Origin of the sequence: Caballeronia sp. LjRoot29, from assembly GCF_964252755.1 — a bacterium.
In the GTDB taxonomy this organism is placed as follows: Bacteria; Pseudomonadota; Gammaproteobacteria; order Burkholderiales; family Burkholderiaceae; genus Caballeronia.
Map to the genome: position 1 here is coordinate 32,848 of NZ_CAXUPU020000003.1, position 25,830 is coordinate 58,677.

At 60.6% G+C, this 25,830-nt stretch carries 23 protein-coding genes, 2 tRNA genes and 2 pseudogenes; 14 read left to right on the forward strand and 13 right to left on the reverse strand.

The features are described from left to right. Positions 1–67: 67 nt before the first annotated feature. The 4 genes from ACSQ83_RS04195 to ACSQ83_RS04210 all read right to left on the reverse strand — a co-directional run bounded on the left by ACSQ83_RS04195 (position 68) and on the right by ACSQ83_RS04210 (position 3,068). A tRNA-Ser gene (locus tag ACSQ83_RS04195) sits at positions 68–157 on the reverse strand. A gap of 13 nt (positions 158–170) precedes the next feature. After that, the gene (locus tag ACSQ83_RS04200) at positions 171–602 is read right to left on the reverse strand and encodes a PIN domain-containing protein (protein ID WP_414951440.1); all 432 of its coding nucleotides are present in this window, start codon (positions 600–602) and stop codon (positions 171–173) included. Next, positions 595–828, reverse strand: coding sequence for an AbrB/MazE/SpoVT family DNA-binding domain-containing protein (locus tag ACSQ83_RS04205; protein WP_062092026.1), 234 nt, complete (start codon positions 826–828; stop codon positions 595–597). The genes ACSQ83_RS04200 and ACSQ83_RS04205 overlap by 8 nt, the downstream gene beginning before the upstream one ends. A 62-nt stretch (positions 829–890) precedes the next feature. Then, on the reverse strand, positions 891–3,068 hold the full coding sequence (locus ACSQ83_RS04210; RefSeq protein ID WP_436227310.1) for a malate synthase G: 2,178 nt from the start codon (positions 3,066–3,068) through the stop codon (positions 891–893). Positions 3,069–3,325: 257 nt separating this feature from the next. Between ACSQ83_RS04210 and ACSQ83_RS04215 the strand changes: the two genes are divergently transcribed. After that, positions 3,326–4,030, forward strand: a complete 705-nt coding sequence (locus ACSQ83_RS04215) for a glutathione S-transferase N-terminal domain-containing protein (protein ID WP_414951438.1) — start codon at positions 3,326–3,328, stop codon at positions 4,028–4,030. A 54-nt stretch (positions 4,031–4,084) separates the two neighbouring features. Here the strand turns inward: ACSQ83_RS04215 and ACSQ83_RS04220 are convergent. Further along, positions 4,085–5,579: pseudogene (locus tag ACSQ83_RS04220) on the reverse strand (autotransporter family protein). Between the two features lie 106 nt (positions 5,580–5,685). On the opposite strand from ACSQ83_RS04220, the gene ACSQ83_RS04225 reads away from it, so the two are divergent. Both ACSQ83_RS04225 and ACSQ83_RS04230 read left to right on the forward strand, forming a co-directional pair. After that, positions 5,686–5,853: a hypothetical protein gene (locus ACSQ83_RS04225; protein ID WP_436227311.1), complete on the forward strand. Its 168-nt coding sequence runs from the start codon at positions 5,686–5,688 to the stop codon at positions 5,851–5,853. 97 nt (positions 5,854–5,950) lie between these two features. Next, complete coding sequence (locus ACSQ83_RS04230) at positions 5,951–6,706, forward strand: ribonuclease HI family protein (RefSeq protein WP_414951495.1); 756 nt, start codon at positions 5,951–5,953, stop codon at positions 6,704–6,706. Here the strand turns inward: ACSQ83_RS04230 and ACSQ83_RS04235 are convergent. Continuing rightward, on the reverse strand, positions 6,646–7,377 hold the full coding sequence (locus ACSQ83_RS04235; RefSeq protein WP_436227312.1) for an SDR family oxidoreductase: 732 nt from the start codon (positions 7,375–7,377) through the stop codon (positions 6,646–6,648). The genes ACSQ83_RS04230 and ACSQ83_RS04235 overlap by 61 nt on opposite strands. Before the next feature lie 347 nt (positions 7,378–7,724). Between ACSQ83_RS04235 and ACSQ83_RS04240 the strand changes: the two are divergent. After that, positions 7,725–9,255 (forward strand): annotated as a pseudogene (locus ACSQ83_RS04240) (peptide MFS transporter). Between the two features lie 78 nt (positions 9,256–9,333). Beyond that, positions 9,334–9,410 (forward strand) — tRNA-Met (locus tag ACSQ83_RS04245). Positions 9,411–9,963: 553 nt separating this feature from the next. Here ACSQ83_RS04245 and rpsU read toward each other — a convergent pair. The 4 genes from rpsU to ACSQ83_RS04265 all read right to left on the reverse strand — a co-directional run bounded on the left by rpsU (position 9,964) and on the right by ACSQ83_RS04265 (position 12,017). Then, entirely contained in the window at positions 9,964–10,176 is a 213-nt protein-coding gene (rpsU, locus tag ACSQ83_RS04250; protein WP_165093256.1) for a 30S ribosomal protein S21, read from the reverse strand. Positions 10,177–10,397: 221 nt separating this feature from the next. Beyond that, positions 10,398–10,745, reverse strand: a complete 348-nt coding sequence (locus ACSQ83_RS04255) for a 2Fe-2S iron-sulfur cluster-binding protein (protein ID WP_436227313.1) — start codon at positions 10,743–10,745, stop codon at positions 10,398–10,400. A gap of 5 nt (positions 10,746–10,750) precedes the next feature. Continuing rightward, entirely contained in the window at positions 10,751–11,344 is a 594-nt protein-coding gene (locus tag ACSQ83_RS04260) for an IMPACT family protein (protein ID WP_436227314.1), read from the reverse strand. Between the two features lie 127 nt (positions 11,345–11,471). Beyond that, a complete protein-coding gene (locus tag ACSQ83_RS04265) occupies positions 11,472–12,017 on the reverse strand; it encodes an N-acetyltransferase family protein (RefSeq protein ID WP_436227315.1) in 546 nt (181 codons plus the stop codon). A 456-nt stretch (positions 12,018–12,473) separates the two neighbouring features. On the opposite strand from ACSQ83_RS04265, the gene ACSQ83_RS04270 reads away from it, so the two are divergent. The 9 genes from ACSQ83_RS04270 (at position 12,474) to astE (ending at position 22,557) form a co-directional block, all read left to right on the forward strand. Then, positions 12,474–13,706: an EAL domain-containing protein gene (locus tag ACSQ83_RS04270; RefSeq protein WP_436227316.1), complete on the forward strand. Its 1,233-nt coding sequence runs from the start codon at positions 12,474–12,476 to the stop codon at positions 13,704–13,706. 32 nt (positions 13,707–13,738) lie between these two features. Beyond that, on the forward strand, positions 13,739–14,167 hold the full coding sequence (locus ACSQ83_RS04275) for a hypothetical protein (protein ID WP_436227317.1): 429 nt from the start codon (positions 13,739–13,741) through the stop codon (positions 14,165–14,167). A 141-nt stretch (positions 14,168–14,308) separates the two neighbouring features. Beyond that, entirely contained in the window at positions 14,309–15,124 is an 816-nt protein-coding gene (locus ACSQ83_RS04280) for an ABC transporter ATP-binding protein (RefSeq protein WP_165091971.1), read from the forward strand. A 221-nt stretch (positions 15,125–15,345) separates the two neighbouring features. Then, entirely contained in the window at positions 15,346–16,557 is a 1,212-nt protein-coding gene (locus ACSQ83_RS04285) for an aspartate aminotransferase family protein (protein WP_436227318.1), read from the forward strand. A 43-nt stretch (positions 16,558–16,600) separates the two neighbouring features. Continuing rightward, on the forward strand, positions 16,601–17,656 hold the full coding sequence (gene aruF / locus ACSQ83_RS04290) for an arginine/ornithine succinyltransferase subunit alpha (protein WP_436227319.1): 1,056 nt from the start codon (positions 16,601–16,603) through the stop codon (positions 17,654–17,656). Further along, positions 17,653–18,690 (forward strand): arginine N-succinyltransferase, encoded by a 1,038-nt coding sequence (gene astA, locus ACSQ83_RS04295; protein ID WP_436227320.1) that lies wholly within the window; start codon positions 17,653–17,655, stop codon positions 18,688–18,690. Before aruF ends, astA begins: the two co-directional genes overlap by 4 nt. 11 nt (positions 18,691–18,701) lie before the next feature. Then, the gene (astD, locus tag ACSQ83_RS04300; RefSeq protein ID WP_436227321.1) at positions 18,702–20,177 is read left to right on the forward strand and encodes a succinylglutamate-semialdehyde dehydrogenase; all 1,476 of its coding nucleotides are present in this window, start codon (positions 18,702–18,704) and stop codon (positions 20,175–20,177) included. Positions 20,178–20,186: 9 nt separating this feature from the next. After that, positions 20,187–21,530: an N-succinylarginine dihydrolase gene (astB, locus tag ACSQ83_RS04305; RefSeq protein WP_436227322.1), complete on the forward strand. Its 1,344-nt coding sequence runs from the start codon at positions 20,187–20,189 to the stop codon at positions 21,528–21,530. Continuing rightward, on the forward strand, positions 21,514–22,557 hold the full coding sequence (astE, locus tag ACSQ83_RS04310) for a succinylglutamate desuccinylase (RefSeq protein ID WP_436227323.1): 1,044 nt from the start codon (positions 21,514–21,516) through the stop codon (positions 22,555–22,557). The genes astB and astE overlap by 17 nt, the downstream gene beginning before the upstream one ends. Here the strand turns inward: astE and ACSQ83_RS04315 are convergent. Genes ACSQ83_RS04315 through ACSQ83_RS04325 form a run of 3 tightly spaced genes read right to left on the reverse strand, consistent with a single transcriptional unit; the run spans position 22,552 to position 25,830 of the window. Continuing rightward, positions 22,552–23,430 carry an efflux RND transporter periplasmic adaptor subunit gene (locus tag ACSQ83_RS04315; RefSeq protein WP_436227324.1) on the reverse strand — a complete coding sequence of 293 codons (879 nt, stop codon included), beginning with the start codon at positions 23,428–23,430 and terminating at the stop codon, positions 22,552–22,554. The genes astE and ACSQ83_RS04315 overlap by 6 nt on opposite strands. A 38-nt stretch (positions 23,431–23,468) precedes the next feature. After that, complete coding sequence (locus tag ACSQ83_RS04320; protein ID WP_414951416.1) at positions 23,469–23,669, reverse strand: DUF1656 domain-containing protein; 201 nt, start codon at positions 23,667–23,669, stop codon at positions 23,469–23,471. Further along, a complete protein-coding gene (locus ACSQ83_RS04325; protein WP_436227325.1) occupies positions 23,659–25,830 on the reverse strand; it encodes an FUSC family protein in 2,172 nt (723 codons plus the stop codon). Before ACSQ83_RS04325 ends, ACSQ83_RS04320 begins: the two co-directional genes overlap by 11 nt.

The following is a 25,830-nucleotide window of genomic DNA, read 5'->3' on the forward strand; positions in this document are numbered from 1 at the left end:
AAAACCCGCGTCGGCACAAGGCGCGATGCGGGTTTCGGATGCTGCTCAACAATGCGAAACGTATTCTTGGCGGAGAGACGGGGATTCGAACCCCGGTTAGGTTTGACCCTAAACACGCTTTCCAGGCGTGCGACTTAAACCGCTCATCCATCTCTCCAGCAAGTCGCGGATTATAGCAAACTCCCGGGGCTGTGCCAGCCCCCTGCAGCAAACGGATTAACAATCCGCAACCTCTCCTCGATGACCAACCCATCATGCATGTCCTCGGAGTAAAGGACGTCGCATCCGGCAAGCAACGCTGCTGCCGCAATCATCGCGTCATACACGGACAGCCCGTATCGCTCTGAAATCCGTCGACCGGTGTCGTGGGTTTCCATCGTCAGTGGCTCGGTCGTGCACACCGCCCGAACCGCGTCCAGCACATCGTTTGTCTCGTTCCACGACATGGCCAGCTTGCGCCGGGTCACATTGGCGATTTCATTCAGCACTTGAACGCTGATGACTCCGCCTTCGGCCATCAAACCCTCGGCACGGTCTGCTTTTGTCGCGTCCCCGGATAGAAGATACAGCGCGATGTTGCTATCCAGAAAGACCTTAGCCATCGCGATTGGCGTCGTCGCGGTTGAACGTGAAGTCAGCGGGAAGGCGCCCACGATACTGACGGAGCCGGTCAAGCAATGCCCGGCCAGTCGGCTTCTTCTTGATCTGGAATTCGCGAGCACCCGCGATAACAACTTCCACGTCGTCGCCTTCGTGCAATTCAAGCGCTTCCACTACCGCCGCAGGGAGGCGGATCGCCAGACTGTTTCCCCACTTGGATACTTGCATGACTGCCTCGCTGGATATACGTTCATGTATTGTATATCCAGTGAGAATCAGCCTCCGATCTTTCAACCGTGCTGCTGCTTAACTTCCAGCCGGAACCTATGCAGCAACGGCTCCGTATACCCACTCGGCTGCGCGCGGCCTTCAAAAACCAGCGCCTTCGCCGCCTTGAAAGCCAGTGACGTTTCAAAGTGCCCGGCCATCGGCTGATACTGCGGGTCGTTGGCGTTCTGCTTGTCCACGACTGTCGCCATGCGCTCGAACGTCTCGTTGACCAGCGCCGCCGACACCACCCCGTGATACAGCCAGTTCGCAATATGCTGGCTTGAAATCCGCAGCGTCGCGCGGTCTTCCATCAGGCCGACATCGTGGATATCCGGCACCTTCGAACATCCCACGCCCTGATCAATCCATCGCACCACGTAACCCAGAATCCCCTGCACGTTATTCTCGATTTCCTGGCGAATTTCCTCCTCCGGCCATTGCGCCTTTTCCACGACAGGAATCGTCAGCAGACCATCGAGCAGCTCATCGCGTGCGCTGGCGTAGCTGGTCTTTTCCAGCTCCTGCTGCACGGCTTGCACATCGACCTGATGGTAATGCAGTGCATGCAGCGTCGCGGCGGTGGGCGAGGGCACCCACGCCGTATTCGCGCCCGCTTGCGGATGAGCGATCTTCTGCTCGAGCATCGCGTGCATCAGGTCGGGCATGGCCCACATGCCTTTACCAATTTGCGCGCGCCCACGCAGTCCCGAGCTCAAACCCGCGAGCACGTTATTGCGCTCATAAGCCGTGATCCACGCCGACGATTTCATGTCGCCCTTGCGCATCATCGGACCGGCTTCCATCGCGCTGTGCATCTCGTCGCCGGTGCGGTCGAGGAAGCCCGTATTGATGAACGCCACCCGCGCCGATGCCACCGCAATGCACGCCTGCAGATTGACGCTCGTGCGCCGTTCCTCGTCCATGATCCCCATCTTGATCGTGTGGCGCGACAGGCCGAGCAGGTCTTCCACGCGACCGAAAAGCTCGTCGGAGAACGCGACTTCCGCCGGTCCGTGCATCTTCGGCTTGACGATGTAAATCGATCCCGTACGCGAATTGAGCTTGTTTTTTAGGTCGTGCATCGCGCCCAGCGACGTCATCACGGCGTCGAGAATGCCTTCGGGAATCTCGTGTCCATCGCGATCGACGACGGCCGGATTCGTCATCAGATGCCCGACATTACGGATGAACAACAGCGAGCGGCCATGCAGCTTGACCGTCGAGCCATCGGGTGCGGTGTATTCGCGATCGGCGTTCAGGCGGCGCGTGAAGGTCTTGCCGTTCTTCGTGACTTCCTCGGCCAGATCGCCCTTCATCAGGCCGGTCCAGTTGCGGTAAAGCTCGACCTTGTCGGCGGCATCGACGGCTGCAACTGAATCCTCGCAATCGATAATCGTCGAGACCGCCGCTTCCATGAGCACGTCCTTCACGTGCGCGGCATCCGTCTTGCCGATGGAATCCGTCGCGTCGATCTGGATCTCGAAGTGCAGGCCATGATGCTTGAGCAGCACGGCCGAAGGCGAGCTGGCATCGCCCTGGAAACCAATGAACTGAGCGGGCGATTTCAACGCCGACGAACCGTTTTTTAACGTGACGACAAGCTTGCCGCTTTCCACGCCATACGCGGTGGCATCAACGTGAGAACCGTTGGCGAGCGGCGCGGCTTCATCGAGGAACGCGCGAGCGCGGGCAATCACCGCTGCCCCGCGAGCCGGGTTGAATTGCTTGGTACGTTCGGCGCCATCCGTGTCGGGAATCGCGTCGGTGCCGTAGAGCGCATCGTAAAGACTGCCCCAGCGCGCGTTCGCGGCGTTGAGCGCGTAACGCTGATTGGACAGCGGCACGACGAGTTGCGGCCCGGCTTGTTCGGCGATTTCCGTATCGACGTTCTGGGTCGTGGCCTGCACGGCCGCCTCTGTAGGCACGATGTAACCAATACCTTCCAGAAACGCGCGATACGCCTTCAGATCACGCACGGGTCCCGGATTCTTTCGATGCCACTGGTCCAGCTCCGTCTGCAACCGGTCACGTTCGGCGAGCAGCGCGCGGTTCTTCGGCGCGAGATCGTGGACGAGATAATCGAAGCCTTTCCAGAACGTTTCGCTCTCTATACCAATTCCCGACAGCGCTTCGTCATCGACATACTGGCTAAGCTCGGCTGCGACCTGCAATCCGTTTCGCTTGATCATTTGACTCATAGGTAACTCCGGCTCGTTTGTATTCTGTCCGCGTAAAGCGTTCGCCGCCTTGCAGCGATGTAGTGACATGTTAACGCTTCTTGGTTGCTTTGATCCGGTTCCGGCATAGGCGACCACCTCAATACCCAGCCGGAGTGCGCCAAGACAAGATCTACAGGAGTGACTATATTTGTTGTCCTGTACGCTGAAACGGACCCATAAACTGCCCCGGCGAGCCTGATTGCCGCGCTCTTCACGCTTTTGTCTAAAGGATAACCATGACTGATTTGTCCGCTTTCCCCATCACAGCAAAATGGCCTGCGCAGCATCCTGACCGGGTTCAGCTTTATTCGCTGCCGACGCCCAACGGCGTCAAGGTCTCGATCATGCTGGAGGAAACCGGGCTGCCGTACGAGCCGCATTTGGTGAGCTTCGAGACCAACGACCAGATGTCGCCGGCGTTTTTATCGCTGAATCCGAACAACAAGATCCCTGCAATCATCGATCCCGATGGCCCGGACGGCAAGCCGCTGCCGTTATTCGAGTCCGGTGCGATCCTGATTTATCTCGCCGACAAGTCCGGCCAGTTCATCCCGCACGATGTGGCCGACCGCTATGAGACGATCCAGTGGGTCATGTTCCAGATGGGCGGCATTGGCCCGATGTTCGGCCAGCTCGGCTTCTTCAACAAATTCGCCGGCAAGGACTACGAAGACAAGCGCCCGCGCGACCGGTACGTGGCTGAGGCGAAACGTCTGCTTGCGGTGGTTGAGCAACGGCTGGAAGGGCGCGAATGGATCATGGGCGACACGTACACGATCGCCGACATAGCCAGCTTTCCGTGGATACGAAATCTGATCGGCTTTTACGAAGCGGGCGACCTGGTGGGTATTGAAAACTTTCCGAATGTCAGGCGTGCGCTCGATGCGTTTGTGGCGCGTCCAGCAGTAGAGAAGGGCTTAAACATTCCCAAGCGGGGATAAGGGATGAATGGCGGGGCACGGCGGGGCTTTAACCGTGCGCCCGCTTTTCATAGGCTACCAGGCATATTTCAGCCCGGCGCGCACGATGTACTCGTGATAGTCCTGAGCGCCCCATGCGCCGCTGAGATTGCTCCAGGCGCTCCAGCGTTTGCCCAGATTGCCGTTGACGCCGAGTTTGAGCTGGTATCGATTGGCGGGATAAAGGCCGCCCTCGGGTAACTGGGTGAACGAAACGGTGCTGCTGGTGTTGGTGTACCACCAGTGGGCGGTGGCGTAAAACTGGGCGGATTTGTCGGCGCTGAACTTCACGGTGAGCTGCAGGCGCGCGCCCAGCCGGGTGAGCACGCCGCTGGAATTGCCTCCGCTGACCTGGGTGCCGTTAGGCTCGGTGATGGCGTCTTCCTTATAGTTCACATAGATAATCTGGCCCTTCGGTACGAGCACCCAATCGGCGATCAGGGGCACCGCGTACCCGAGCTCGCCCGATATGGCCCAGCCGCGGGCGTTGTATTTGACGGTGCGCAGCTCGTCGCCGGTCACGCTGTTGTTGAACCAGCCGTATTCGGTCCAGGTATCGGCGTAGGGGCCCAGGCGGCTTTGTTCGCTCTGGTACCAGGTCGCATAAGCGCCGACGCCATAGCCTTGCACGTCGCCGTGGGCGCTCGCCGGATTGCCGGCGGCCTGAGCGTCGCTTCTGGCCGTGGTGTAATTGGCGAGCAGCCCGATATGCAGGAGATCGGCGCTGCCGGCCAGTCTTGCCTGGTATGCCTCGATGCCGCCTTGCATGAGAAAGGAGTCGGTGCTGACGCCGAAGACGCCGCTGTTGCTGTTGGTGCCTTCGTTGCTGCCTACAACGCGTATCCAGACATCCTCGGGGAGGACAGACAGGCTGGGCGCGAGCGCAGGAGCGCCGTTGCCGCCGCTGCTGCGGTCATCCGTGGCTGCGCACGAACATCTGCCCTGCCACGTGCTGGTTAGCCAGATAAGCCGCGACTTCCGACCTATAGAGCGGCGTGGGCGGCGCCGGTGGTGTGGGCGGGTCCGGGGGGTAGGTGGCGTAGGTGGATCCGGAGGCGTGGGGGGCCTGCTCCGAGCTCAGATACCAGTTGCCATCGGCGCTCTGCGCGCCGCCTTGGTTCAGCTTGTATTCATACGGACCGGCGACCACGCGCCCGAGCAGCGTGAATGCGCCGGCGGCCGAGTGGGTGGGGTCGGTGACCTGGACCACCTCGATGCCATTGCCGAAGGTCACCGCGCCCGCGCCGCCGACATTCTTGACGACCACTTGCGTTGGGCCCTTTGTGCCAAGCGTGGTGCTGTCCGCGACCGGCATGTCGGAGCTAGATGCCGCACCGCCCTGGTTGAGCACGGTATCGATGAGCAGCTTGCCGCCGCTGGATGTGTAGGTGCCTCCCGAGACGGTCATGCGATCGCCTGCGACCCGGTTGGACATGGCGATGGTGCCGATGTTGTCGAGGTTTCCGGCGACTGCAAAATCGGCATCGGGGCCCGCGGCAAGCGATGGCAGCGCGTTGCCTATACCAATCAAGCCTTCGTTTGATAACGGAGCCGTCGATCTTGCCGTAGCCGCCGAGCGAGCCGACCCGCTGAGCGTCGACTAACTGCAGGTGAGCTCCCGACTACGATCGTTCTCGATGACTCGCTCGCCGTCGACGCAACCGACACTGTCGGCTCAACATGAGGTCGTGGTGGAAGCGCGGATTGTTTCAACATCGGGCGCGACTGACCTGACCGGACACGACGACGCCCGAGGCTCGGAGAATCGGCACGCCAGCGTGGTGATCGCGGCGCCATCGCCATAGGTGCTTGATATCAGCAGCCAAGGTTCTCTGCGCTCCGATTTTCGACCCGTTGCAAAAACTTGTTAAGCTCGGCATTCGATCACATCATTTGACCTCAATGCCCGGCATGTTCGAGTTCGAAGAGCTATTGCTTATTGCCTACAAAAAGGAGCGCGCGACGAGCCGGCGTTTGTCGAAGCTCACTTCGCTCTCTGCTCACGCTGCCTTGACGCAGACACTGGAAAAATCCGCCGGCACAAGGACGCTCGCGGAGCTCGTGAGCGCACGGCATCGGGAAAGGGTCGCAGCTGAGCAGGCGCGACACCATCGTGAACAAGAACGTGCAGCCGCACGCGCAGCCCGAAAAGTCCGGCCCGTTGTCCGTGATGCCGCTGCCTGGCATGCGTGGTTCGATGGTTCCGCGTATCCGAATCCTGGCAAGATCGGCATTGGCGGCATGCTGGAGAGTCCTGACGGCGAGGTTGTGAAAATCAGCGCGCGCGCCGGTCATGGCGACAGTTGCGAAGCGGAATATCTTGCTTTGATCGCGGTGCTCGAAGCCGCGGTAGCGCGAAAGCCGGCGCCGGCCAAGCTGGTGATTCATGGCGACAGTCAGGTCGTCATTGAAGACGTGCTCCGCGATGAAGCCAGTAGTGCGCCCGCGCTAAGCACTTACGCGGCGCAGGCGCGCGCTTTGATCGCCCAGCTCGCCGATGTTCGCCTTCAGTGGATTCCCCGCGCCCGCAACGCCGCCGCCGATGCGCTTTCGCAGCACGCCGTTCGCCACGATCCTCATGCGCTTGACGCGGACATTCACGAAAGATCGCGCACGTCCACCGCGGGCGTGTCGCCGAACGTATCGCTTAACGCGTAGTCGAGCACTTTTCGCGCAGCGTCGGCTGGGGTGGAAAGTTGACCGCTGCGTTTGAGTTCATCGAATTTCTCCCGCAACGGAAAGTGCTCCAGACCCGTGCCGCGAATCTCGGCCTGCATGTCGGTATCGATTACGCCCGGTGCAACGCTGCAGATTTTCAACGCCCGGTTGCGATCCAGCGTGACTGCGCGCGCGTGATGGTCGAGCGCCGCCTTCGTCGCGCAATAGATGCTCCAGCCGGGATAGGCGTTGCGGCCCGCGCCACTCGAGATATGCACAATCCGTCGATCAGAAGCCGCGTGGCTTGCTGCTGCTACTGCTGCCGACAACATCAGCGGCGCGGCAACATTCAGGCTCACTGATCGCCCGATCGCGTTCACGTCTTGCGCTTCAATTGGGCCAACCGGTTGCAACATGCCGGCATTGTTGATCAGCAGGACGGTATGCCCACCATCGATAAACCGGGTGAGCGTTTCAGTCCAAAGCCATTCGCCTAACGCAGCGGAATTCGTGAGATCGAGTTCGACTTCCCGCAAGAGGGACGAAGCGGACGTGCTGCTCCTCGTACGCGATACCCCAAGCACCTCGATGCCGCGTGACAGCATGAGGTCGGCCAGCGCCGCGCCGAGACCGCGTGTGTGGCCGGTGAGAATCGCCTTGATAGTGTTCATATCGACGTACACCTGAGAATGATTAAAGACACAAAGTTACCATGAGTTTCAAAAAGCTTGCTGTCCCATGCCAAAAAAATGAAATAGATCGTTATACGAAATGATTGGTGGAATAAAAAACGTATCCAATCCGAAAATATAGCTCCATCTGATTTTCAACCGCGTCCTTAATCTCAAAAAAACTGAACGCTGTATGTGCAAGCCTTTGCCACACATTCCCCCAAAGTGTTGGGATAAGATAATCCCGGCTTCCCATGTATCGGACTCCTGTATTAATGAATAGGTCGCCATGCGGTGCGAACGATTCGAAGGCAGGAGGCGACGTCCACCCTTAACGAGAATGACCCATGACTCCACATCCGTCCGGCGCGTCTCAGACGCGTTCGTTCACGACCGTTTTCCTGATCGAGATGTGGGAGCGTTTCGGTTATTACGGCATGGCTGCGTTACTCGTGCTGTTCATGATCGACAAACTTGGTTTCGCCGATTCGCGCGCGAACCTCACGTGGGGCGCGTTCACCGCACTCGTGTTCTCGGCGCCTGCAATTGGCGGCTGGATTGGCGACAAGGTGCTGGGTGCGCGGCGCACGATGATCTTCGGCGCGTGCGTTTTGGCATCGGGTTATCTGATGCTTTCCATTCCGTTCGATTCATCGGGATACCTGTACGCGGCGCTAGGTGTGATCGTGGTGGGCAATGGCCTCTTCAAGGCGAGCGCGGCGAATCTCGTGCGGCGCATTTACGAAGGTGATGATGCGCGGCTCGACAGCGCGTTCACCATCTACTATATGTCGGTCGATATCTGCTCGACCATTTCGATGCTCGCAACACCGTGGATCAAGGATCACTGGGGCTTGCACGCGGCTTTCGCCGTGTGTTTCGCGGGCATGGTGCTGGGCTTGATCAACTTCATGCTGATGCGGCGTACGGTCGGGCACATCGGCTCCGCGCCGGACGACGAGCCGATCCAAGTGGCGCCGCTTCGCCGTGGTCGCATTGGGCGGCGTGGCCCTGGGTCTAGCGACAGTGTTCGTGCTGCAGAACGAAGGGGTGGCTGCGATCTGCGTATACGGGGCAGGTGCTGCCGTGCTCATGATCTTTGGCTGGATGCAGTTGAAATGCGATCGAAGCGAGCGCGCTGGTTTGCTCGCAGCATTGATCCTCACGCTGCAGGTCATACTGTTCTTCATCTTTTATCAGCAGATGTGCACGTCGCTGACCTTGTTCGCGCTGCGCAACGTGGACGCATCGTTCACGCTCTTCAACGTGACCTTGTTCTCATGGAGCGCTGCCCAATTCCAGGCGTTGAATCCACTGTGGATCATGCTGCTGAGTCCGTTCCTCGCGATCGCGTATACGCGCCTCGCGAACAGTGGTCATGACGTCCCCATCGCCGCAAAGTACGCGCTGGGTTTCATGGTGGTGGCGCTGGGATTTTGCGTGTTCGCGTTCAGCGGCCGATATGCCGTCGATGGCCGCGTGTCGTCGTGGTTCATGGTCGGTGGCTACGGGCTCTATTCGCTTGGCGAACTCCTGGTGTCCGGGCTGGGCCTCGCGATGATCGCCCACTACGTGCCCGCACGCATGAGCGGTTTCATGATGGGCGCGTATTACGTCGCGACCGGGGTATCGCAGTATCTGGGCAGCGTGGTCGCCAACTTCGCGCGCATGCCGTCCAACGACCTGAGTTCGCTGCAATCGCTGCCGCTTTATACGAAGCTATTTTTCGGACTTGGCTGGCTCGCGGCCGGCGGGGCTGCCGTCGCCATTATTTTGCTGCCGCTGTTAAATCGCTTGTCGCGAGAACGTCGGCGTTGTGTGGACGTGGTACGTAGTGGGACAGATCCGTTTCCGGCAAAGCCGGCATCGATGCAATAACGTCAACGCACTCGCATTCATTCACAATATTCTTCGATTCGGTTTGACCTGACATACCCTTAGCGCTATAATCTTTTTCGCGGGGTGGAGCAGTCTGGCAGCTCGTCGGGCTCATAACCCGAAGGTCGTAGGTTCAAATCCTACCCCCGCAACCAAAGATTAAACGCATAAAGCCCGGTCTAACCGGGCTTTATGCGTTTACGGTCGTGCACGGTCGAAAAGTGCTTCGGTGACTGTTCGTGACTATTCGTCAGGCACAAAAATCCCACACGATATAAATCGCGCAGGTTTCGAATTCTGGATGCGAGGGACAGGGCCGATACAGTTATCAGCACTCGTTGTCTTCGAGCCTTCAACGGAAGCCAAGCGTGGAGTGCGGTTTCTATTTCCGCACGATCTGTCGATGGCTTCATGCGGTCAATCCGACATGCTCGATTCAGCAAGGGCGCGCTAGACGGTGCTGAATGCGGCTGCCGCTCAAGCTTCGCCTCGATGGGCGCAGTGCCTATGATTTATTCGCGGATCGAGCCACGAATCGCGGGCCACGGATTTGGACGCTCGCATTCGTATCAAGGGTCGTCCGTGTGTCGGACAATTACCTCGCACTTATCTGGCCTACACCGGGGCCGATCGAACAAGCTCCTGGCTACTCGGCGCTTCGATCGAACTGGGTCGACCTGCAAGCTGCCGTTCAGACGTACAACACCATCAATACATTTTCTTGGGCAATTGCGCGCGGCGGATCTGCTTGCGCAGGCGAGCAACAGCAGCAGCTTTCTTGCGCTTGCGCTCGGTGGTCGGCTTTTCATAAGCCATACGCGACTTCAGTTCCTGAATCAGGCCGGTACGTTCGACGGTGCGACGAAAACGGCGCATGGCGACGTCGAAAGGCTCGTTCTCTTTCAACAATACTTTTGTCATTGATATCTCAGTTGGTCTGGCCCTGCCAGAAAATCGGGTAAAAGGCAATTGTACACTTTTCGGCGCATCGATTACACGCGGCGGAACAATCAGACGCGCTTCGGCGCTCGGGAATGTCATCGTATGTCTTTGATAAAAGACAACAATCCCGGATTACCCGGGTGCCGGCCTTGGGTCGCCGACGGTTTGCGCAGCACGCATTCCGAGGCCGATTCACGCGCTCAAAAACCCCGGCCGCGAGGTCGTTTTGTGCCGGTGGAATTCGGAATTTCCAGGAAATCCACTTGATCGATCGTCAAGTCGGACGTAGGCAGCGCCACGCACGGCAGAATCCAGCCCGTGGCCTTTTCGCCCGCACTCAACCCCGGCCAGTCGATCCGATACTGCACGGCGCCATCGAGCAGACGGCACAAGCAAGCGCGGCACGTGCCGTTGCGGCACGAACTCGACAGGCGCAGCCCGGCAAGCGCGGCCGCTTCAAGGATCGTGGTCTGCCCGGTTGACGCGAACGCGCGCTGCGAAGGCAGCAGCGTGATCGTAAAAGAGCGTGGACGGTCGGCGGCGCTCATGATGCTCAGGGCGCTTTGGTAATGACCGCGCGACCGTGGGTCAGGTCGCGGATAACATCGGCGGCCTGGTCGCGCACGGCAAGCGGCATCTGGATCGACAGGCTTACGGCCATGCCGTAGCGGGGTTCATCGAGTGCATGGCCTTCCTGGTCGACCCAGCGGCGCACGCGCGCTTCATCGGCGTAGTCCACTTCCACTTGCAGCACGCCGAGCGCCACGCGTTCTATGCGCTCGGCCAGTTGCATCGTGGTTGCAATGGCGTCCGTGTACGCACGGACCAGGCCTCCGGCGCCGAGCTTGATGCCGCCGTAGTAGCGCACGACGGCGGCCAGCACGCCATCCACTTCGTGATGCCGCAGCACTTCCAGGATCGGCCGGCCGGCGGTGCCCGAAGGCTCACCGTCGTCGGACATGCCGGATTCACCGCCCGCCAGCAACGCCCAGCAGACATGCGTGGCGCTGGGATGCTGAGCGCGCAGTGCGTCGAGTTCGAGCATCGCGGCCGCGCGATCGGCGACAGGAATCGCCAACGCGATAAAACGGCTTTTGCGGATATCGATTTCTGCACTGACGGCGGCGGCGAGGGTGTAAGTGGGCAACTAAAGCTCAGGCTGAAAGAGAGGTGAGGAGAGGGGCGCGATGCATTGCAATGGTAGGGTGAAAGCGGTGTCGCTGCGAACTATGCGGCGATGAACCGCGCACACCCTCCGGTACACCTTATATGGCTCATTCCTGCGGAATCAACGCCTTGTCTTCGCCGAGGGATCGTTGCATCAGCACTGTGTCCACCCATTGGCCATGTTTGTAGCCGACCTTGCGCAACACGCCGACATGCTCGAATCCAAGACGCGCATGCAACGCAATCGACCCGGCGTTGCCACTGTTGCCGATCACGGCCACGAGTTCGCGCCACGGCCCTGCATCGCAACGTTCGATCAGCGCCGTGAGGAGCGCGAGACCGAGACCACGTCCACCGAAACCATCGGCGATATAAACCGAATCTTCTATGGTGTGCCTGTACGCCGATCTCTGCCGATACGCGGTCGCATACGTGTAACCCACCACCACGCCATCCATCTGCGCTACGAGGTAGGGCAGGCCCGCACCGGTGATGGCCGCGTGACGTTGACGCATCTCGTCGACGCCCGGCGGCGTTTCCTCGAAGGTCGCAAGAGCATGCAGCACGTAATGAGCATAAATGCGGGTGATCGTTTCGAAATCGGTAGCGTTCGCGTCGCGGATCGTGAGAGCGCCGGCTTCGTGCAATGCCATCGAGTGCCTCCATGGTTCAAGTGTTAATCAGCCAATAATGCGGCCAATGACAGTCATGAGAAATGTCATCAACCAAAGGTCTGATTTTCTCACGACTATCGGACTCATCCGCCAATTCCAAGACGTCTCTGCGTGCGTGCCGGAAAAGCACTGAGCCGGCGTGCGCCAGCCCACCAAAGCGGGCATTTCGTGAGCCGCGAAGCATTGAAGCCCGGTGTATCTCGCCGCTAAACTGGGCCGTTTGCAGGGACCATGCAAGGAAACAGGGATACGGTTGTCAGCCAAGCGGACACCACTTACGGCCTGAACAACCGGACCACTATCAACAGCGCTAACGGCGCACTAGGCGCGAGCCACCCAACCTTGACAAAATCGACGCAGATGTCAACAGGTGCCTCATTAAAATCCATCATTCAGCGCGCATCCGGCGCAAAGGCGTCGCGAAATGAGCGCACGATGAGCACGTTCAAACACAGCGGGCGCGTGGCGTTCCTGGCAGGCATCGTGCTAATCGTGGCGTTGTTGCCGGGCGTATTGTGCGTCCTGTTTGCGCCCGGCGTGGATGAACGCGTCGCTGCAGCACGGGAAGCCGCTGCGCTCGAAAGCTACGTTGTGCGCATGGTCGACACCGGTGCGATCCGCCTGATCGCAAACACGCCCGTTGTGTCCGCACCGTCCCGGTTATTTGCGCAGCTTCCGCTGCCCGGATTCGCCACTGCGGTGATACCCGCGAATCCCGGGAATATTAGTACGCCCCATAGCGGCTTTGAATCAGCAAGCGTGGTCAACACGACGAACGTCGCGCGCACATCGGATGCGACTTTCGCTGAACGGCTGCGCGCGCTGCCCTGGACCTGGCTGCTTGCGGGTATCGCGAGCGGCCTGACGCTTTCCGCGTGGCTCGGCCTCTTGATGGTGCGCCGTCTCTCGCCAACCGGGCAGCTCAGCGATGCCGTGCGCCGGCATCAATTCATCGTCGCGTATCAGCCGATTGTCGATCTCGCCACGCGCCGCTGTATTGGCGCCGAAGCGCTGGTGCGCTGGAAGCACCAGAATCGCATCGTGCGTCCCGATCATTTCATTCCGCTCGCGGAACATCGTGGCCTGATCCAGGCCATCACCGACCAGGTATTCGATACGGTCCTGCTCGAACTTGGCGAGTTCTTGCAGCGCTATAGCGAGCTCTATGTATCGATCAACCTGAGCGCGCCGGACCTGACATCGCGGCGGTTCCTGGAGCGCCTCACACCCGCGCTCGAGGCGGCGAAGATCGCGCCGCAGCAGATCCGGATCGAGGCGACCGAGCGCTGTTTTCTCGATGCCGATGCCGCCAAGGAAGTGATCCAGGCGTTCCGCGATGCCGGGCATCCGGTGTATATCGACGACTTCGGGACGGGTTATTCGAGCCTCTCGCACCTGCAGAATTTCCAGGTGGATGCGCTGAAGATCGACAAGTCTTTCGTCGATACCGTCGATCAGGACTCGGCATCCAGTAGCGTGGCGTCGCACATTATCGACATGGCGCTGACGCTGCATGTCCAGGTGGTTGCCGAAGGGATCGAGCGCGAGGAGCAGGCGTGTTACCTGCGCACGCGCGGCGCCCAATTCGGGCAAGGCTGGCTATTTTCCGCGCCGCTGACGGCGCCGGATTTTATTCGCTATGTAGGACGTGGTCCGGCGACAGTGTAGGCTTGCCTCATTTCCACTTCGGGGCAATGACCATGACCATCACCAGGATGACCGATCCGGTTGCAACCGCGTTTCTCAAGGACGTGCGCCATCCGCTGCTGGCGCTGCACCGTAGCATCCTCGACGAATTGCGTACCCGCCACGAAGCCGAATTCGGCGTGGTGTCGCCGGGCGAGTTCCTGCAGATCGTGATTAACGGCAGCGCTTACAAATGGCTGGGCCCGCTCTCCACCCTGATTGCCGCGCTTGACGACGTGCTCGATGACGACGAAGCCACGCCGGACGGCCGTATCGACATGGCGCACGCGGTCACGGCCATGTTCGGCGCGAAGGATCGCCATACTGCATTCGACGCGCAATACCTCCCGTTGCTCCAAACCAGTCCCGAGATCGCGATCGCCAATGGGCGCGTGGCGCAGCAAGTGCGCGCTGTCACGCCAGCACCTGCTGAAAAGGAGTGACCTTAGGCTGCTGCCGGGCGAGGGCGTTTGTCCCTATGACTGCTCGCTGGCGGCTTTCGGTAGAATCCGCAGCCATGATCGACATAGGGCGGGCTATCAGACTCATGAAGCCCGCCAGACCCATCTTCCGGGGAGAATGCGTTGGAATCATCCGCACAAAATGCTGCATCGGCCGCCGCGCAAAACGCCGCGGTCAAACTCGTCGCCCGCGATATCCACAAGCGCTTCGGCGAGAACGAGGTGCTCAAGGGCGTCTCGCTCGCGGCCAACGCCGGCGATGTGATCAGCATCATCGGCTCGAGCGGCTCGGGCAAAAGTACCTTCCTGCGCTGCATCAATTTCCTCGAACGGCCGAACGCGGGCGAGATCATCGTCGACGGCGAGCCGGTGCGCACGAAAGCCGACCGCATGGGCAATCTCGAAGTGGCCGACCACAAGCAGTTGCAGCGCGTGCGCACGAAGCTCGCGATGGTGTTCCAGCATTTCAACTTGTGGGCGCACATGACATCGATTGAAAACGTCATGGAAGCGCCGATGCACGTGCTGGGGTTATCGAAGAAGGAAGCGAGCGAACGGGCGCGGGAATGCCTTGAGAAGGTCGGGCTGGCGCCGAAGGTGGAGAAGCAATATCCGTCGCACTTGTCGGGCGGGCAGCAGCAGCGCGTGGCCATTGCCCGCGCGCTCGCCATGCATCCCGACGTGATGCTCTTCGATGAACCCACGTCCGCGCTCGATCCCGAGCTGGTGGGCGAAGTGCTCAAGGTCATGCAGAAGCTGGCCGAAGAAGGCCGCACGATGATCGTCGTGACACATGAGATGGGCTTTGCGCGCAATGTATCGAATCATGTGATGTTTCTGCACCAGGGCCGGACAGAAGAAGAGGGCGCGCCGGCTGAAGTGCTGAGCACGCCCAGGAGCGAACGGCTGAAGCAGTTCCTCTCTGGAAGCCTCAAGTAAGCTGGGCTTATCGGCGCGGCTACAAGGCCTTGGCGGGGCGATCGGCGTGATCGCTCCGCACGCCTAGGCCTTTCGGCTGACTTACGAGCGTCAATCCCCTCGAATACCATGAAACCTTGTCGCGTTCCCGCAAGACGCGGCGCCCGGGCGCGCCTACCATCTGAGAACGATGTGCATGGTGGAACATAAGCTGAATACCCGAACAAGCTAAGGAGCGGTTCATGACGGATCTCAATGTAACGCGCGGTACGTTCGACGAAGTGATGGTGCCTCTTTTCTCCCCGGCGAATTTCGTGCCGGATCGCGGACTTGGTTCCCGCGTGTGGGACACGGAAGGTCGTGACTATGTTGATTTCGCCGGCGGTATTGCGGTAACGGCGCTGGGTCACGCGCATCCCGAACTGCTGAAAGTACTCCACGATCAAGGTCAGAAACTCTGGCATATCGGCAATGGCTACACCAACGAACCGGTGCTGCGGCTGGCGACTCGCCTCACCAACCTGACCTTCGCCGACCGCGCGTTCTTCGCCAATTCCGGCGCGGAAGCGAACGAAGCCGCGCTGAAACTCGCGCGCCGTTACGCGATCGACAACACCGGTCCGCAGAAAGTCGAAATCATCTCGTTCACGCAGTCGTTCCACGGCCGGACGTTGTTCACCGTCAGCGTGGGCGGCCAGCCGAAATACGCCGAGGGCTTCGGCCCGACGCCGCAAGGCATCACCCATCTTCCTTATAACGACCTCGCCGCCGCGCGTGCCGCAATTGGCCCGCAAACCTGCGCGGTAATCGTCGAGCCGGTGCAGGGCGAAGGTGGCGTGCTGCCCGCCGATCTCGCGTTCCTCCAGAGTCTGCGCGAGGCTTGCGACCAGCATGGCGCACTGCTGATTTTTGATGAGGTACAAACGGGCGTGGGCCGTACCGGCACGTTCTACGCGTACATGGGCTACGGCGTGACGCCGGACATCCTCACGACCGCGAAGGCGCTCGGCAACGGTTTCCCGATCGGTGCAATGCTGACCACTGACAAGATCGCCGCGCATTTCAAGGTTGGCGTGCACGGAACGACCTACGGCGGCAATCCGTTGGGCGCGGCTATTGCGGACAAGGTGGTTGAACTGATCAGCGACCCCGCCTTGCTCGAAGGCGTGCAACAACGCAGCGCCGCGATCAAGGCGCATTTGAAGCGCATTGACGAGCGTTTCTCCGTGTTCAAGGAGATCCGCGGCAAGGGCCTTTTGATTGGCGCCGAACTCGCCGATGCTTACAAGGACCGCGCCAAGGATGTGCTCACTGCCGCCGCGAAAAACGGCGTGATCATGCTGATTGCAGGGCCGAACGTGCTGCGTTTCGCGCCGTCGCTGATCATGCCCATGGCTGATCTCGACGAAGGGTTTGCGCGCATCGAAAAGGCCATCGCCGAGTTGGCGCATTGAGCGTGCGGGCTTCGGTCAATTCTTTCAACCAACGGAACCGCCGATGTTAATCGTCCGCCCCGCAAGACTCGCCGATCTCGACGCGCTCGAACGGATGGCGAATGCCGCGCATCCGGTACTGCATTCGTTGCCGCGCGACCGCCGTGTGCTGGAAACGCGCGTTGCGCTCTCCGAAGATTCGTTTCGCGCGGAAGTCGAGTTTCCGGGCGAGGAGTTTTACCTGTTCGTGCTCGAACAGACCACGACCGGTGCGTTGCTTGGCAGTTCGAGCATCGTGGCATCGGCGGGATATTCGGAACCGTTCTACGCGTTCCGCAATGACGCGCTGATCCACGCGTCGCGGGAGCTCAAGGTGAACCGCAAGATCCACGCGCTCACCATGTCGCATGAACTCACGGGCAAGAGCCGCCTGACGGGTTTCTATATTGACCTGTCGGTGCGCGAGGCCACGCACGATGCCGCCGCGCATCTGCTCTCCCGTGCCCGCATGATGTACGTGGCCGCGAACCGCAAGCGTTTCTCCGACGACATCTTCTCGCTCATGCTTGGCGTTACCGACGAAGCGGGCGTATCGCCATTCTGGGAAGCGGTCGGGCGGAAATTCTTTGGCCGCGATTTCGAGCAGGTCGAACTGGAATCGGGTGGCCGCAGCCGTACGTTTATCGCAGAAGTCATGCCGAGTTATCCGCTCTACGTGCCTTTGTTGCCGCCCGAAGCACAACGCGTGCTGGGCGAACCGGACGACGGCGCGTTGCTCGCGTATGACATCCATCTTGAGGAAGGTTTCGAGCCGGATCGTTTCGTCGATATCTTCGATGCAGGCCCTGTTCTGACCGTCGCGGTTGAACGCAGTGCGTCCGTGTTGGCGAACGAAGTTCGCGCCGTGCGAGCGGCTCAGGACGACACGGGCACGTCGGGCACGCCGTACCTGATTGCTGCCGGCGGCGCGCACGCGTTTCGATGCGCGTTGGTCAATTTGCCGTCGTCGCGTGTGAGCGGTGCGCCCTTGTCCGCCGAGCTGTGCGAGGTTCTAAGCGTGAAAGATTCCGATACGGTGCGTTGTGTGCCACTTCATCAGGCTTCGGGAGAATTGCAATGATCGTTGTCCGCTGCGTGCAGCCTGGAGATGTCGACGCGCTTGTCGCGCTCGCGCACGAGACCGGACCGGGACTCACCACCTTCAAGCCGGATCGCGATGCGCTGACTGCGCGCGTTGAACGTGCACGACGCACGCTTGCCGACGAAGCCGCAGCCTTCGAAGCAGGGTATCTGTTTGCGATGGAAGACACGGCCACCGGCGACATTGCGGGCGTGTGCGGTATTGAAACGGAAGTCGGACTGGAGCAGCCGTTTTATAACTATCGCGTGTCGACGGTCGTGCATGCGAGCCGCGACCTGGGCGTGTGGACCAAGATGTCGCTGCTCAACATCTCACACGATCTCACCGGTTATGCCGAAGTCTGTTCGCTTTTTTTAAGCCCGCGATATCGCACGGCCGGCGTGGGCGGTTTGCTGTCGCGTTCGCGCTTCATGTTTATCGCGCAATTCCGCGAGCGCTTTCCGGAGCGTCTTTGCGCCGAACTGCGCGGTCACTTCGACGAAAGCGGCGCATCGCCATTCTGGCAGGCAGTGGGATCGCACTTTTACCAGATCGATTTCAACGCTGCCGACTATCTCAGCTCGCACGGCAAGAAGTCGTTCCTGGCCGAGTTGATGCCGCGATATCCGGTCTATCTCGCCATGCTGCCGGAAGACGCGCAAGCGGCGGTCGGGTTGACGCATCGCGACACCATGCCTGCCCGCAAGATGCTCGAAACGGAAGGGCTGCGCTATGAAAATCACGTCGATATCTTCGATGCCGGCCCGGTCCTCGAATGCCACGTAGCCGACTTGCGCACGGTGCGCGAGAGCGTGCTGGTGACGGTGCGCGTGGGTGAGCGTGCAGTGCACGGCGAGGCTCGCAGCCTGGTATCGAATACGTCGCTGGACGACTTCCGCTGCGGCGCGACGTTCGGCGTGCCCGAAGACGGCAGCTTTTTGCTGACGCCTGAAGAAGCCGATGCGCTTCGCGTGCAAGCCGGCGATACGGTGCGCGTCTTGGCATCGCAGCCGCGCTCAAAGAAAGCAAGTTAAGGACAAGGATCATGACGACGATTTCGACTCAATTGTTTATCGACGGAACGTGGACCGAGGGCACGGGCGCCCCGTTCGCGTCGCGCAATCCGGGCAATGGTGACGTGGTGTGGGAAGGCGCGAGCGCGTCGGTTCAGGACGTCGAGCACGCCGTGCTTTCAGCGCGACGCGCTTTCGCTTCGTGGTCCGCGTTGACGCTGGACGAACGCATAGCCATCACTCGGCGTTTCGCGGCGTTGCTGACCGGGCACAAGGAAACGCTGGCTCATACCATTGGCCTCGAGACGGGCAAGCCGTTGTGGGAAGCGCGGACCGAAGCTGCGACGATGTCCGCTAAAGTCGATATCTCCGTCAAGTCGTACCACGAACGCACCGGCGAGAAACGCCAGGAAATGGCCGACGGCATAGCCGTACTTCGGCATCGTCCGCATGGTGTGGTGGCCGTGTTTGGCCCGTACAACTTCCCGGGACATTTGCCGAATGGGCATATTGTCCCGGCGTTGATCGCGGGGAATACGGTCGTGTTCAAGCCATCGGAATTCGCGCCCGGTGTCGCCGCGCTGACGGTGGATTTGTGGGCGCAAGCCGGCTTGCCCGCCGGCGTGCTGAACCTGGTGCAAGGCGAGAAGGACACCGGCATTGCGCTTGCGAATCATCGGCAGATCGATGGACTGTTCTTCACTGGCAGCTCGGATACCGGCACGTTGTTGCATCGGCAATTCGGCGGTCGTCCGGAGATCGTGCTCGCGCTGGAAATGGGCGGCAACAATCCGCTGGTCGTGGCTCAAGTCGAGGACATTGATGCCGCCGTGCATCACACGATCCAGTCGGCGTATTTGTCGGCGGGGCAGCGCTGCACGTGCGCGCGCCGGTTGTTCGTTCCGGACAATGCGTTCGGCGAGCGGTTCACCGAGCGCCTGATCGACGTGACGTCGAAGATCAAAACCGGCGCCTTCGACGCAGACCCACAACCGTTCATGGGCGCGGTGATCTCGGCGCGCGCAGCCGCGAAGCTCGTGCAGGCGCAGGCGCAGTTGATCGAAGCGGGCGGCAAGCCGTTGCTTCAAATGACGCAACGCTCGGCGCAGCTTGGCTTCGTTACTCCTGCGATCATCGACGTGACGAATGCGCGCAACGTCCCCGACGAAGAGCACTTTGGCCCGATGCTGCAACTCACGCGCTACAGCAGTTTCGATCAGGCAATAGAGCGCGCCAACGACACCGCGTTCGGTTTGTCCGCGGGCCTGTTAGCCGACGACGAAGCCGCGTGGACGCACTTCCAGCGTACCATTCGAGCCGGCATTGTGAACTGGAACCGGCCGACCAATGGCGCGTCGTCAGCGGCGCCGTTCGGTGGTATCGGCCGCTCCGGCAACCAGCGTCCGAGCGCGTTTTACGCAGCGGACTATTGCTCGTATCCTATGGCGTCCGTCGAAAGCACCCAGTTGCAAATGCCCGCGAGCGTCTCGCCCGGCCTTCAGTTCTGAGGAACCACGATGCAAGCATTCGAAGCGAACTTCGACGGGCTGGTCGGCCCGACGCACAACTATGCGGGGCTGTCGTTCGGCAATGTCGCGTCGCGCAACAACGAGAAATCGGCCGCCAATCCGAAAGCCGCGGCGAAGCAGGGCTTGCGCAAGATGAAGCAACTGGCCGACCTTGGATTTCATCAAGGTGTGTTGCCGCCGCTCGAGCGCCCGTCGCTCAAGTTGCTGCGCAGCCTGGGTTTCACCGGCGACGACGCTACGGTCGTCGAACGTGCTGCGCGTGAAGCGCCAGAATTGCTTGCTGCTGCGAGCTCCGCTTCGGCAATGTGGACCGCGAACGCGGCGACGGTGAGTCCATCGGCGGATACGAACGATGGCCGCGTGCATTTCACGCCGGCCAATCTCAGCACGAAGTTGCATCGTGCGATCGAGCATGAGGAAACGCGCCGTTCGCTCTCGGCCATTTTCGCCGATGAGAAACATTTCAAGATCCATCACGCATTGCCGGGAACGCCTGCGTTGGGCGATGAAGGCGCGGCAAACCACACGCGTTTTTGCAACGAGTATGGCGAGAAGGGCGTGGAATTTTTCGTCTACGGACGCAGCGAATACGCTCAAGGCACGGCAGAACCGAAGCGTTTTCCCGCACGCCAAACGCTTGAGGCAAGCCGTGCGGTTGCTCGCCTTCACGGGCTATCGGACGACGCGACCGTGTTCGCGCAACAGCTTCCTGATGTGATCGATGCCGGCGTGTTTCATAACGACGTGATCGCCGTGGGCAACCGCAACACGCTGTTCTGCCACCAGCGCGCGTTCCTCGATCAGGCCGGCGTGTACGACCAGCTTCGGGCGAAACTCGAAACACATGGCGGCGCATTCACCGCTATTGAAGTGCCGGAAGACGAAGTCTGTGTGGCCGATGCCGTCTCCTCGTATCTGTTCAATAGCCAGTTGCTGACGCGACCAGACGGCCGGCAGGTGCTGGTTGTGCCGCAGGAGTGCCGCGAAAACGAACGTGTCGCCAAGTACCTCGATTCATTGAAAGGACGTGCCACGTCCGTTGACGACGTCCTCGTCTTCGATCTTCGCGAGAGCATGAAGAACGGCGGTGGTCCTGCGTGCTTGCGCCTTCGTGTAGTGCTCAACGATACGGAGCGGGGCATAGTCAACCCTGGCGTGTGGATGAACGACACATTGTTCGCGCAACTCGATGCCTGGATCGACACGCACTATCGTGACCGTATTGCACCCGGTGATCTCGCCGACCTGAAACTTCTCGATGAATCACGCGCGGCGCTTGATGCGTTGACTGGGATTCTCAAGCTTGGTGCTATCTATGACTTCCAGCGCTGAGGCGACCATGTTCGCGAACTTTCTCGACTTTGTGCTCGATGGGAAAAAGCCCGCACTGACTGAAGGCACGTTGCCGAGCGGCGTGAAGTGGGCGTGGCTGGGAGACGGCATCGTTCGCTTTGAACCACAGAACGCGACGCTGCAAAGCGTGGCGGCATCGGCGGGAATTCATGGCGATGAAACCGCGCCGATCGAAATGCTGTCGATGCTCGTCGCGGATATCGCGAGCGGCAAGGCGGCGCTGAGGAGCCGCGTGCTGGTCATCTTTGGCAATATCGACGCGATGCGTGCGTCCTGCCGGTATCGCGATGACGATCTCAACCGGCTGTTCAACGGCCGCTATCTTGAGCTTGCTGCGAGTCATGAATCGCCGCGCGCAGCAGAACTTGAGAATGTCACTCGGGCGTTTTTCGCGGAAGCTAAAGCCGAAGCCGAGGGCGACGCTACCCACGCAAAGTGGCATATCGATATGCACACGGCCATCCGCCCGTCTGTGTTCGAGCAGTTTGCGTTGCTGCCCTACACGGCTGAGCCATTGTCACCCGCGATGTTCGACTGGTTACAAGATGCGGGGTTGTCGGCGGTATTGCTGCACAAGGAGAAGTCGAACACGTTCACGCATTTCACTGCAGAGCAATGCGGGGCGCTCGCGTGCACGCTGGAGCTTGGCAAGGTGCGGGCATTCGGGCACAACGATCTATCGCGTTTCGCGGCTTCAGACGCCGCGTTGCGGCGGCTGATTGCGGGGCTTGCGCCGACCAAACCGTCTAGCCAGACATTGAAAGTGTTCACCGTCGTCGGACAAATCAACAAACAGAGCGAGGCGTTCAAGCTGCACGTAGCCGGCGATGTCGCGAACTTCACGCCGTTCGCGCGCGGCACGGTGCTCGCCGAGGATGGCGATTACGCGTACGAAGTGCTGCGCGACGAGGAGCGCATCGTGTTTCCGAATCCGACGGTCAAGCCGGGCTTGAGAGCGGGGCTTATGGTTATCGATACGACTCAGGAAACATTCGATTCGTTATAAGTTGCTCTGCTTGCCAGTAGGGGCCACGACCACGGTACACGTAGTCCCCGCAGCCAGCACGACATCTGCTGGGACCTCGTCGATATGAATCCGCACCGGCACGCGTTGCGCGAGCCGGACCCAGTTGAACGTGGGGTTCACATCGGCGAGCAGCTCGCGGCTTTGTGGATTGTCGCGATCGTAAATGCCGCGGGAAATACTCTGTACGTGGCCCTTCAACACGCCGCCGCTCATCAGCCGCATCTCAGCCTTATCGCCAATACGCACACGCGGCAGCTTCGTTTCCTCGAAATATCCGTAGACCCAGAACGAATGGCTATCGACGATAGCGAGTTTCGCTGCGCCTGTTGTCGCGTAGTCGCCGCGATGCACGTTCAGGTTCGTCACGTAGCCGTCCACTGGCGCAAACACTTTCGTGCGCGCCAGATTCAGCTCGGCGGCATCGAGCGCTGCCTGCGCTTGCTGCAAGTTCGCGGCGGCGCCGGATGCGGCCTGGCTTGCGTTATCGCGTGACTCCTTCGACACCACCTCGTTGTCCAGATCCGCGCGGCGCGCGGCGTCGTCGCGACGCATGCGTAAATCTGCTTGGCGCGCGGCAACCGCAGCCTGCGCTTGTTCGACGGCAATCCTGTAATGCGACGGATCGATTTCCATCAGCAGATCGCCTTTGTGGACGAGCTGGTTATCGGCGACCGGCATGGTCACGACCGCGCCGGAGACATCAGGCGCGACGTTGATCACGTCCGCGCGCACGCGTCCGTCGCGGGTCCACGGCTGGTCCATGTAATGCACCCACAGCACGCGCCCGATCAAGATGGCCGCGCAGAAAATGAGCGCGGTCATGAAGAGCCCGAAAATTTTCCTGATGATCATGATGCGGTTTTAATCCTTCAATAATGTTCAGCGACGGCTTAGCGATACACCGCGAGCCCAAACAGCCCGCAGGTGCACACGAGCAGGCACGCGCGAAAGAGCGAGGGATGCCACACCACGCGATACAAGCCCGTGAGCGCCAGTAGCCGATCAACAAACCACGTCAGCAAGCCGCCTGCGATAAACAGCAGCAGGATCGTCGGTACGTAGGCGTCGAGAATTGCGATATCACGCGGCATGGGGCGCTCCTTCTTGCGGGCGTTCGCGCTGGCTGAGATGGCCCAGCGGCGATTGTGGATCGAGCAAGGCCGTACGAATGAAATGCAGATGACTCGACATCCGATCCAGCCGATGGCGTTCCTCGCGCGGCTCATGCACGGTATCGAGCTGCGCCCGCAGATGTTCAATAGCCACCGCGGTCGCCGACAACGCGGCATCGAAGCGCGGAGTGGTGGGATGATCGAAGAGGCGCGCTACCTGATGCAATGCCTGTGTGATCGACGCCCTGGACGCGCGCGCGGCAGCGCCGGTATCGCTGTCCGCGCGGCTCAACTCGGTACGCAGGTCAATCACCGCGTGGCCCACTTCAAGCACCGCGAACAGCCAGCGCAATGCTTCGCGCTGCAGATCCTCACGACCTGCTGCAAGCGCGTCGATCTGCGAAAGCAAATCGCGCGCACCGCTTTCAAAGCGCATCGCGAGCCGGGTCAGGCTGCCTTGGCTCGCTGTCACCACCTGCCGCCGCAGTTCACGCAACAGCAGACGGCGCAGCCATGGCGCGTCGGTGGGCAGCAGCACGGCAAAGGCCATCGAACAAGCAAGCATGGAAACGACGAGCGCAATGGCGTCGTTGATAAAGCCCGACGGATCGTACTGAATGAGGTTGTCGGGACCCGCTAGAAAGCAGAAGAAGATGCAATACCCGACGCCGACGCCCATCATGCCGGGCCGCGTACTGATGAAGACGCCCAGCATCAGGAACGGCAGGAGCGCGGCCGACAGCAACAAGAATCCATCGATATGCGGATACAACCCAAACACCACGATCATGCCGGCGACGGTCGCGAGCGCCGTGCCTGCGGCCATCTGGAAGGCCATTTGCGTAGGTCGCGGCGACGATGAGGCGAGCGCAATCACCGCTGCCGCGTCGAGCACGGCCGTGCCGCCGCTGGGCCACGCCGATATGATCCAGAAGCCGCTCAGGACCAGGATCACGGCGAACGCCCGCAGTCCGGACACGCCGGCTGCGAGCAAGCTGGTCTTCGGCACATAACGCGTGATGCGGTGCTCGCGCTCGTGCGTGGGCACCGCGAGCGACGCGTAAGTCAGCGTGTAGGCATGCAGGTCATCCACGAAGCGATACAGCAACTCGGCGGCGGTATCGAATTCGAGCAGATCGATTGCAGGATCAAGCGCGCGTCGCGTTGCGCGGATACGCTTGGGCAGCCAGGCCTTGAAGGTATCGAGTTGCGCGGCGGCGTGAGCTGCATCGGCGGCTTTCTCCACCGGCCCGCCCGCTGCGCTCAGCAACGGCGCGACCTCGCGGAAATAGGGTTCCAAAGCGTCGACCGTCGCCGCTGCACCGTTGACGCGCAGACGGTTCATCAACTGATGCAGCGCGTGAAAGCGTGTCGAAACGCTCATGAACTCGGCGTTCAGTAACGCGACCCGGCCGCTGCGCATGCGTGTGTCGGGATCTTCGAACACGGCCACACTCCGCGCAGCCTCAAGCCCGACGATGTCCGCGACGAATGCCGCATTGATGCGCTCGATTTGCGAACGTTCAATACCGCCGCCCAACGCCTTCGACACGTAATCCACGAACGCGGTGAAACGCGTGCGCACAGAGGTCCGGACTTGCGCGCCGGCATGGCGCGGAAACACGAGCGCGCTGACTGCGCCTGAACACAGGATGCCTAACGATACTTCGGCAACGCGCGTCATCGCCGACAGAAACGAGGCGTCCGCATGCTGCGCAGCCGGTATGCCAATGAGCGCGGCCGTATAGCCCGACAACACAAAACCGTACGACCGAAAGTTACGGTTACGTGCCGCGCCCGCGGTGCAGATGCCGACCCAGAGCGCTGTCGCCGATAAAAACAAAACCGGCTGTTGCGAGAACAGGCTGATCAACGCGAGCATCACTACGAGGCCGACGAGCGTTCCGCAGAAACGGTAGAAGCTTTTCGCCAGCACCATGCCGCTTTGCGGTTGCATCACGACGAACACGGTTGTCATCGCGGTGCGTGGTTGCGGCAGGTCGAGACGCATCGCAATCCACAGCGCGAGGAACGCTGCCAACGCCGCCTTGAAGATGTGAATCCAGGCGAGACCGTCGGTCGCTGCCCAGTCTGCCAGCAGCGAATGAGGTCGGTTCAGCGAGGAGGAGGGCGTCGACAT

Bases quoted from the DNA above. Each gene is read 5' to 3' on its own strand.
- ACSQ83_RS04230 (WP_414951495.1), top strand. From the start codon at position 5,951: ATGCCCGGCATGTTCGAGTTCGAAGAGCTATTGCTTATTGCCTACAAA.
- astE (WP_436227323.1), top strand. From the start codon at position 21,514: ATGACTTCCAGCGCTGAGGCGACCATGTTCGCGAACTTTCTCGACTTT.
- astB (WP_436227322.1), top strand. From the start codon at position 20,187: ATGCAAGCATTCGAAGCGAACTTCGACGGGCTGGTCGGCCCGACGCAC.
- ACSQ83_RS04225 (WP_436227311.1), top strand. From the start codon at position 5,686: ATGACTCGCTCGCCGTCGACGCAACCGACACTGTCGGCTCAACATGAG.
- ACSQ83_RS04275 (WP_436227317.1), top strand. From the start codon at position 13,739: ATGACCATCACCAGGATGACCGATCCGGTTGCAACCGCGTTTCTCAAG.
- ACSQ83_RS04210 (WP_436227310.1), bottom strand. From the start codon at position 3,068: ATGAGTCAAATGATCAAGCGAAACGGATTGCAGGTCGCAGCCGAGCTT.
- aruF (WP_436227319.1), top strand. From the start codon at position 16,601: ATGTTAATCGTCCGCCCCGCAAGACTCGCCGATCTCGACGCGCTCGAA.
- ACSQ83_RS04325 (WP_436227325.1), bottom strand. From the start codon at position 25,830: ATGTCGACGCCCTCCTCCTCGCTGAACCGACCTCATTCGCTGCTGGCA.
- astD (WP_436227321.1), top strand. From the start codon at position 18,702: ATGACGACGATTTCGACTCAATTGTTTATCGACGGAACGTGGACCGAG.
- ACSQ83_RS04320 (WP_414951416.1), bottom strand. From the start codon at position 23,669: ATGCCGCGTGATATCGCAATTCTCGACGCCTACGTACCGACGATCCTG.
- ACSQ83_RS04315 (WP_436227324.1), bottom strand. From the start codon at position 23,430: ATGATCATCAGGAAAATTTTCGGGCTCTTCATGACCGCGCTCATTTTC.
- ACSQ83_RS04200 (WP_414951440.1), bottom strand. From the start codon at position 602: ATGGCTAAGGTCTTTCTGGATAGCAACATCGCGCTGTATCTTCTATCC.
- rpsU (WP_165093256.1), bottom strand. From the start codon at position 10,176: ATGACAAAAGTATTGTTGAAAGAGAACGAGCCTTTCGACGTCGCCATG.
- astA (WP_436227320.1), top strand. From the start codon at position 17,653: ATGATCGTTGTCCGCTGCGTGCAGCCTGGAGATGTCGACGCGCTTGTC.
- ACSQ83_RS04215 (WP_414951438.1), top strand. From the start codon at position 3,326: ATGACTGATTTGTCCGCTTTCCCCATCACAGCAAAATGGCCTGCGCAG.
- ACSQ83_RS04265 (WP_436227315.1), bottom strand. From the start codon at position 12,017: ATGGCATTGCACGAAGCCGGCGCTCTCACGATCCGCGACGCGAACGCT.
- ACSQ83_RS04205 (WP_062092026.1), bottom strand. From the start codon at position 828: ATGCAAGTATCCAAGTGGGGAAACAGTCTGGCGATCCGCCTCCCTGCG.
- ACSQ83_RS04285 (WP_436227318.1), top strand. From the start codon at position 15,346: ATGACGGATCTCAATGTAACGCGCGGTACGTTCGACGAAGTGATGGTG.
- ACSQ83_RS04235 (WP_436227312.1), bottom strand. From the start codon at position 7,377: ATGAACACTATCAAGGCGATTCTCACCGGCCACACACGCGGTCTCGGC.
- ACSQ83_RS04270 (WP_436227316.1), top strand. From the start codon at position 12,474: ATGAGCACGTTCAAACACAGCGGGCGCGTGGCGTTCCTGGCAGGCATC.
- ACSQ83_RS04255 (WP_436227313.1), bottom strand. From the start codon at position 10,745: ATGAGCGCCGCCGACCGTCCACGCTCTTTTACGATCACGCTGCTGCCT.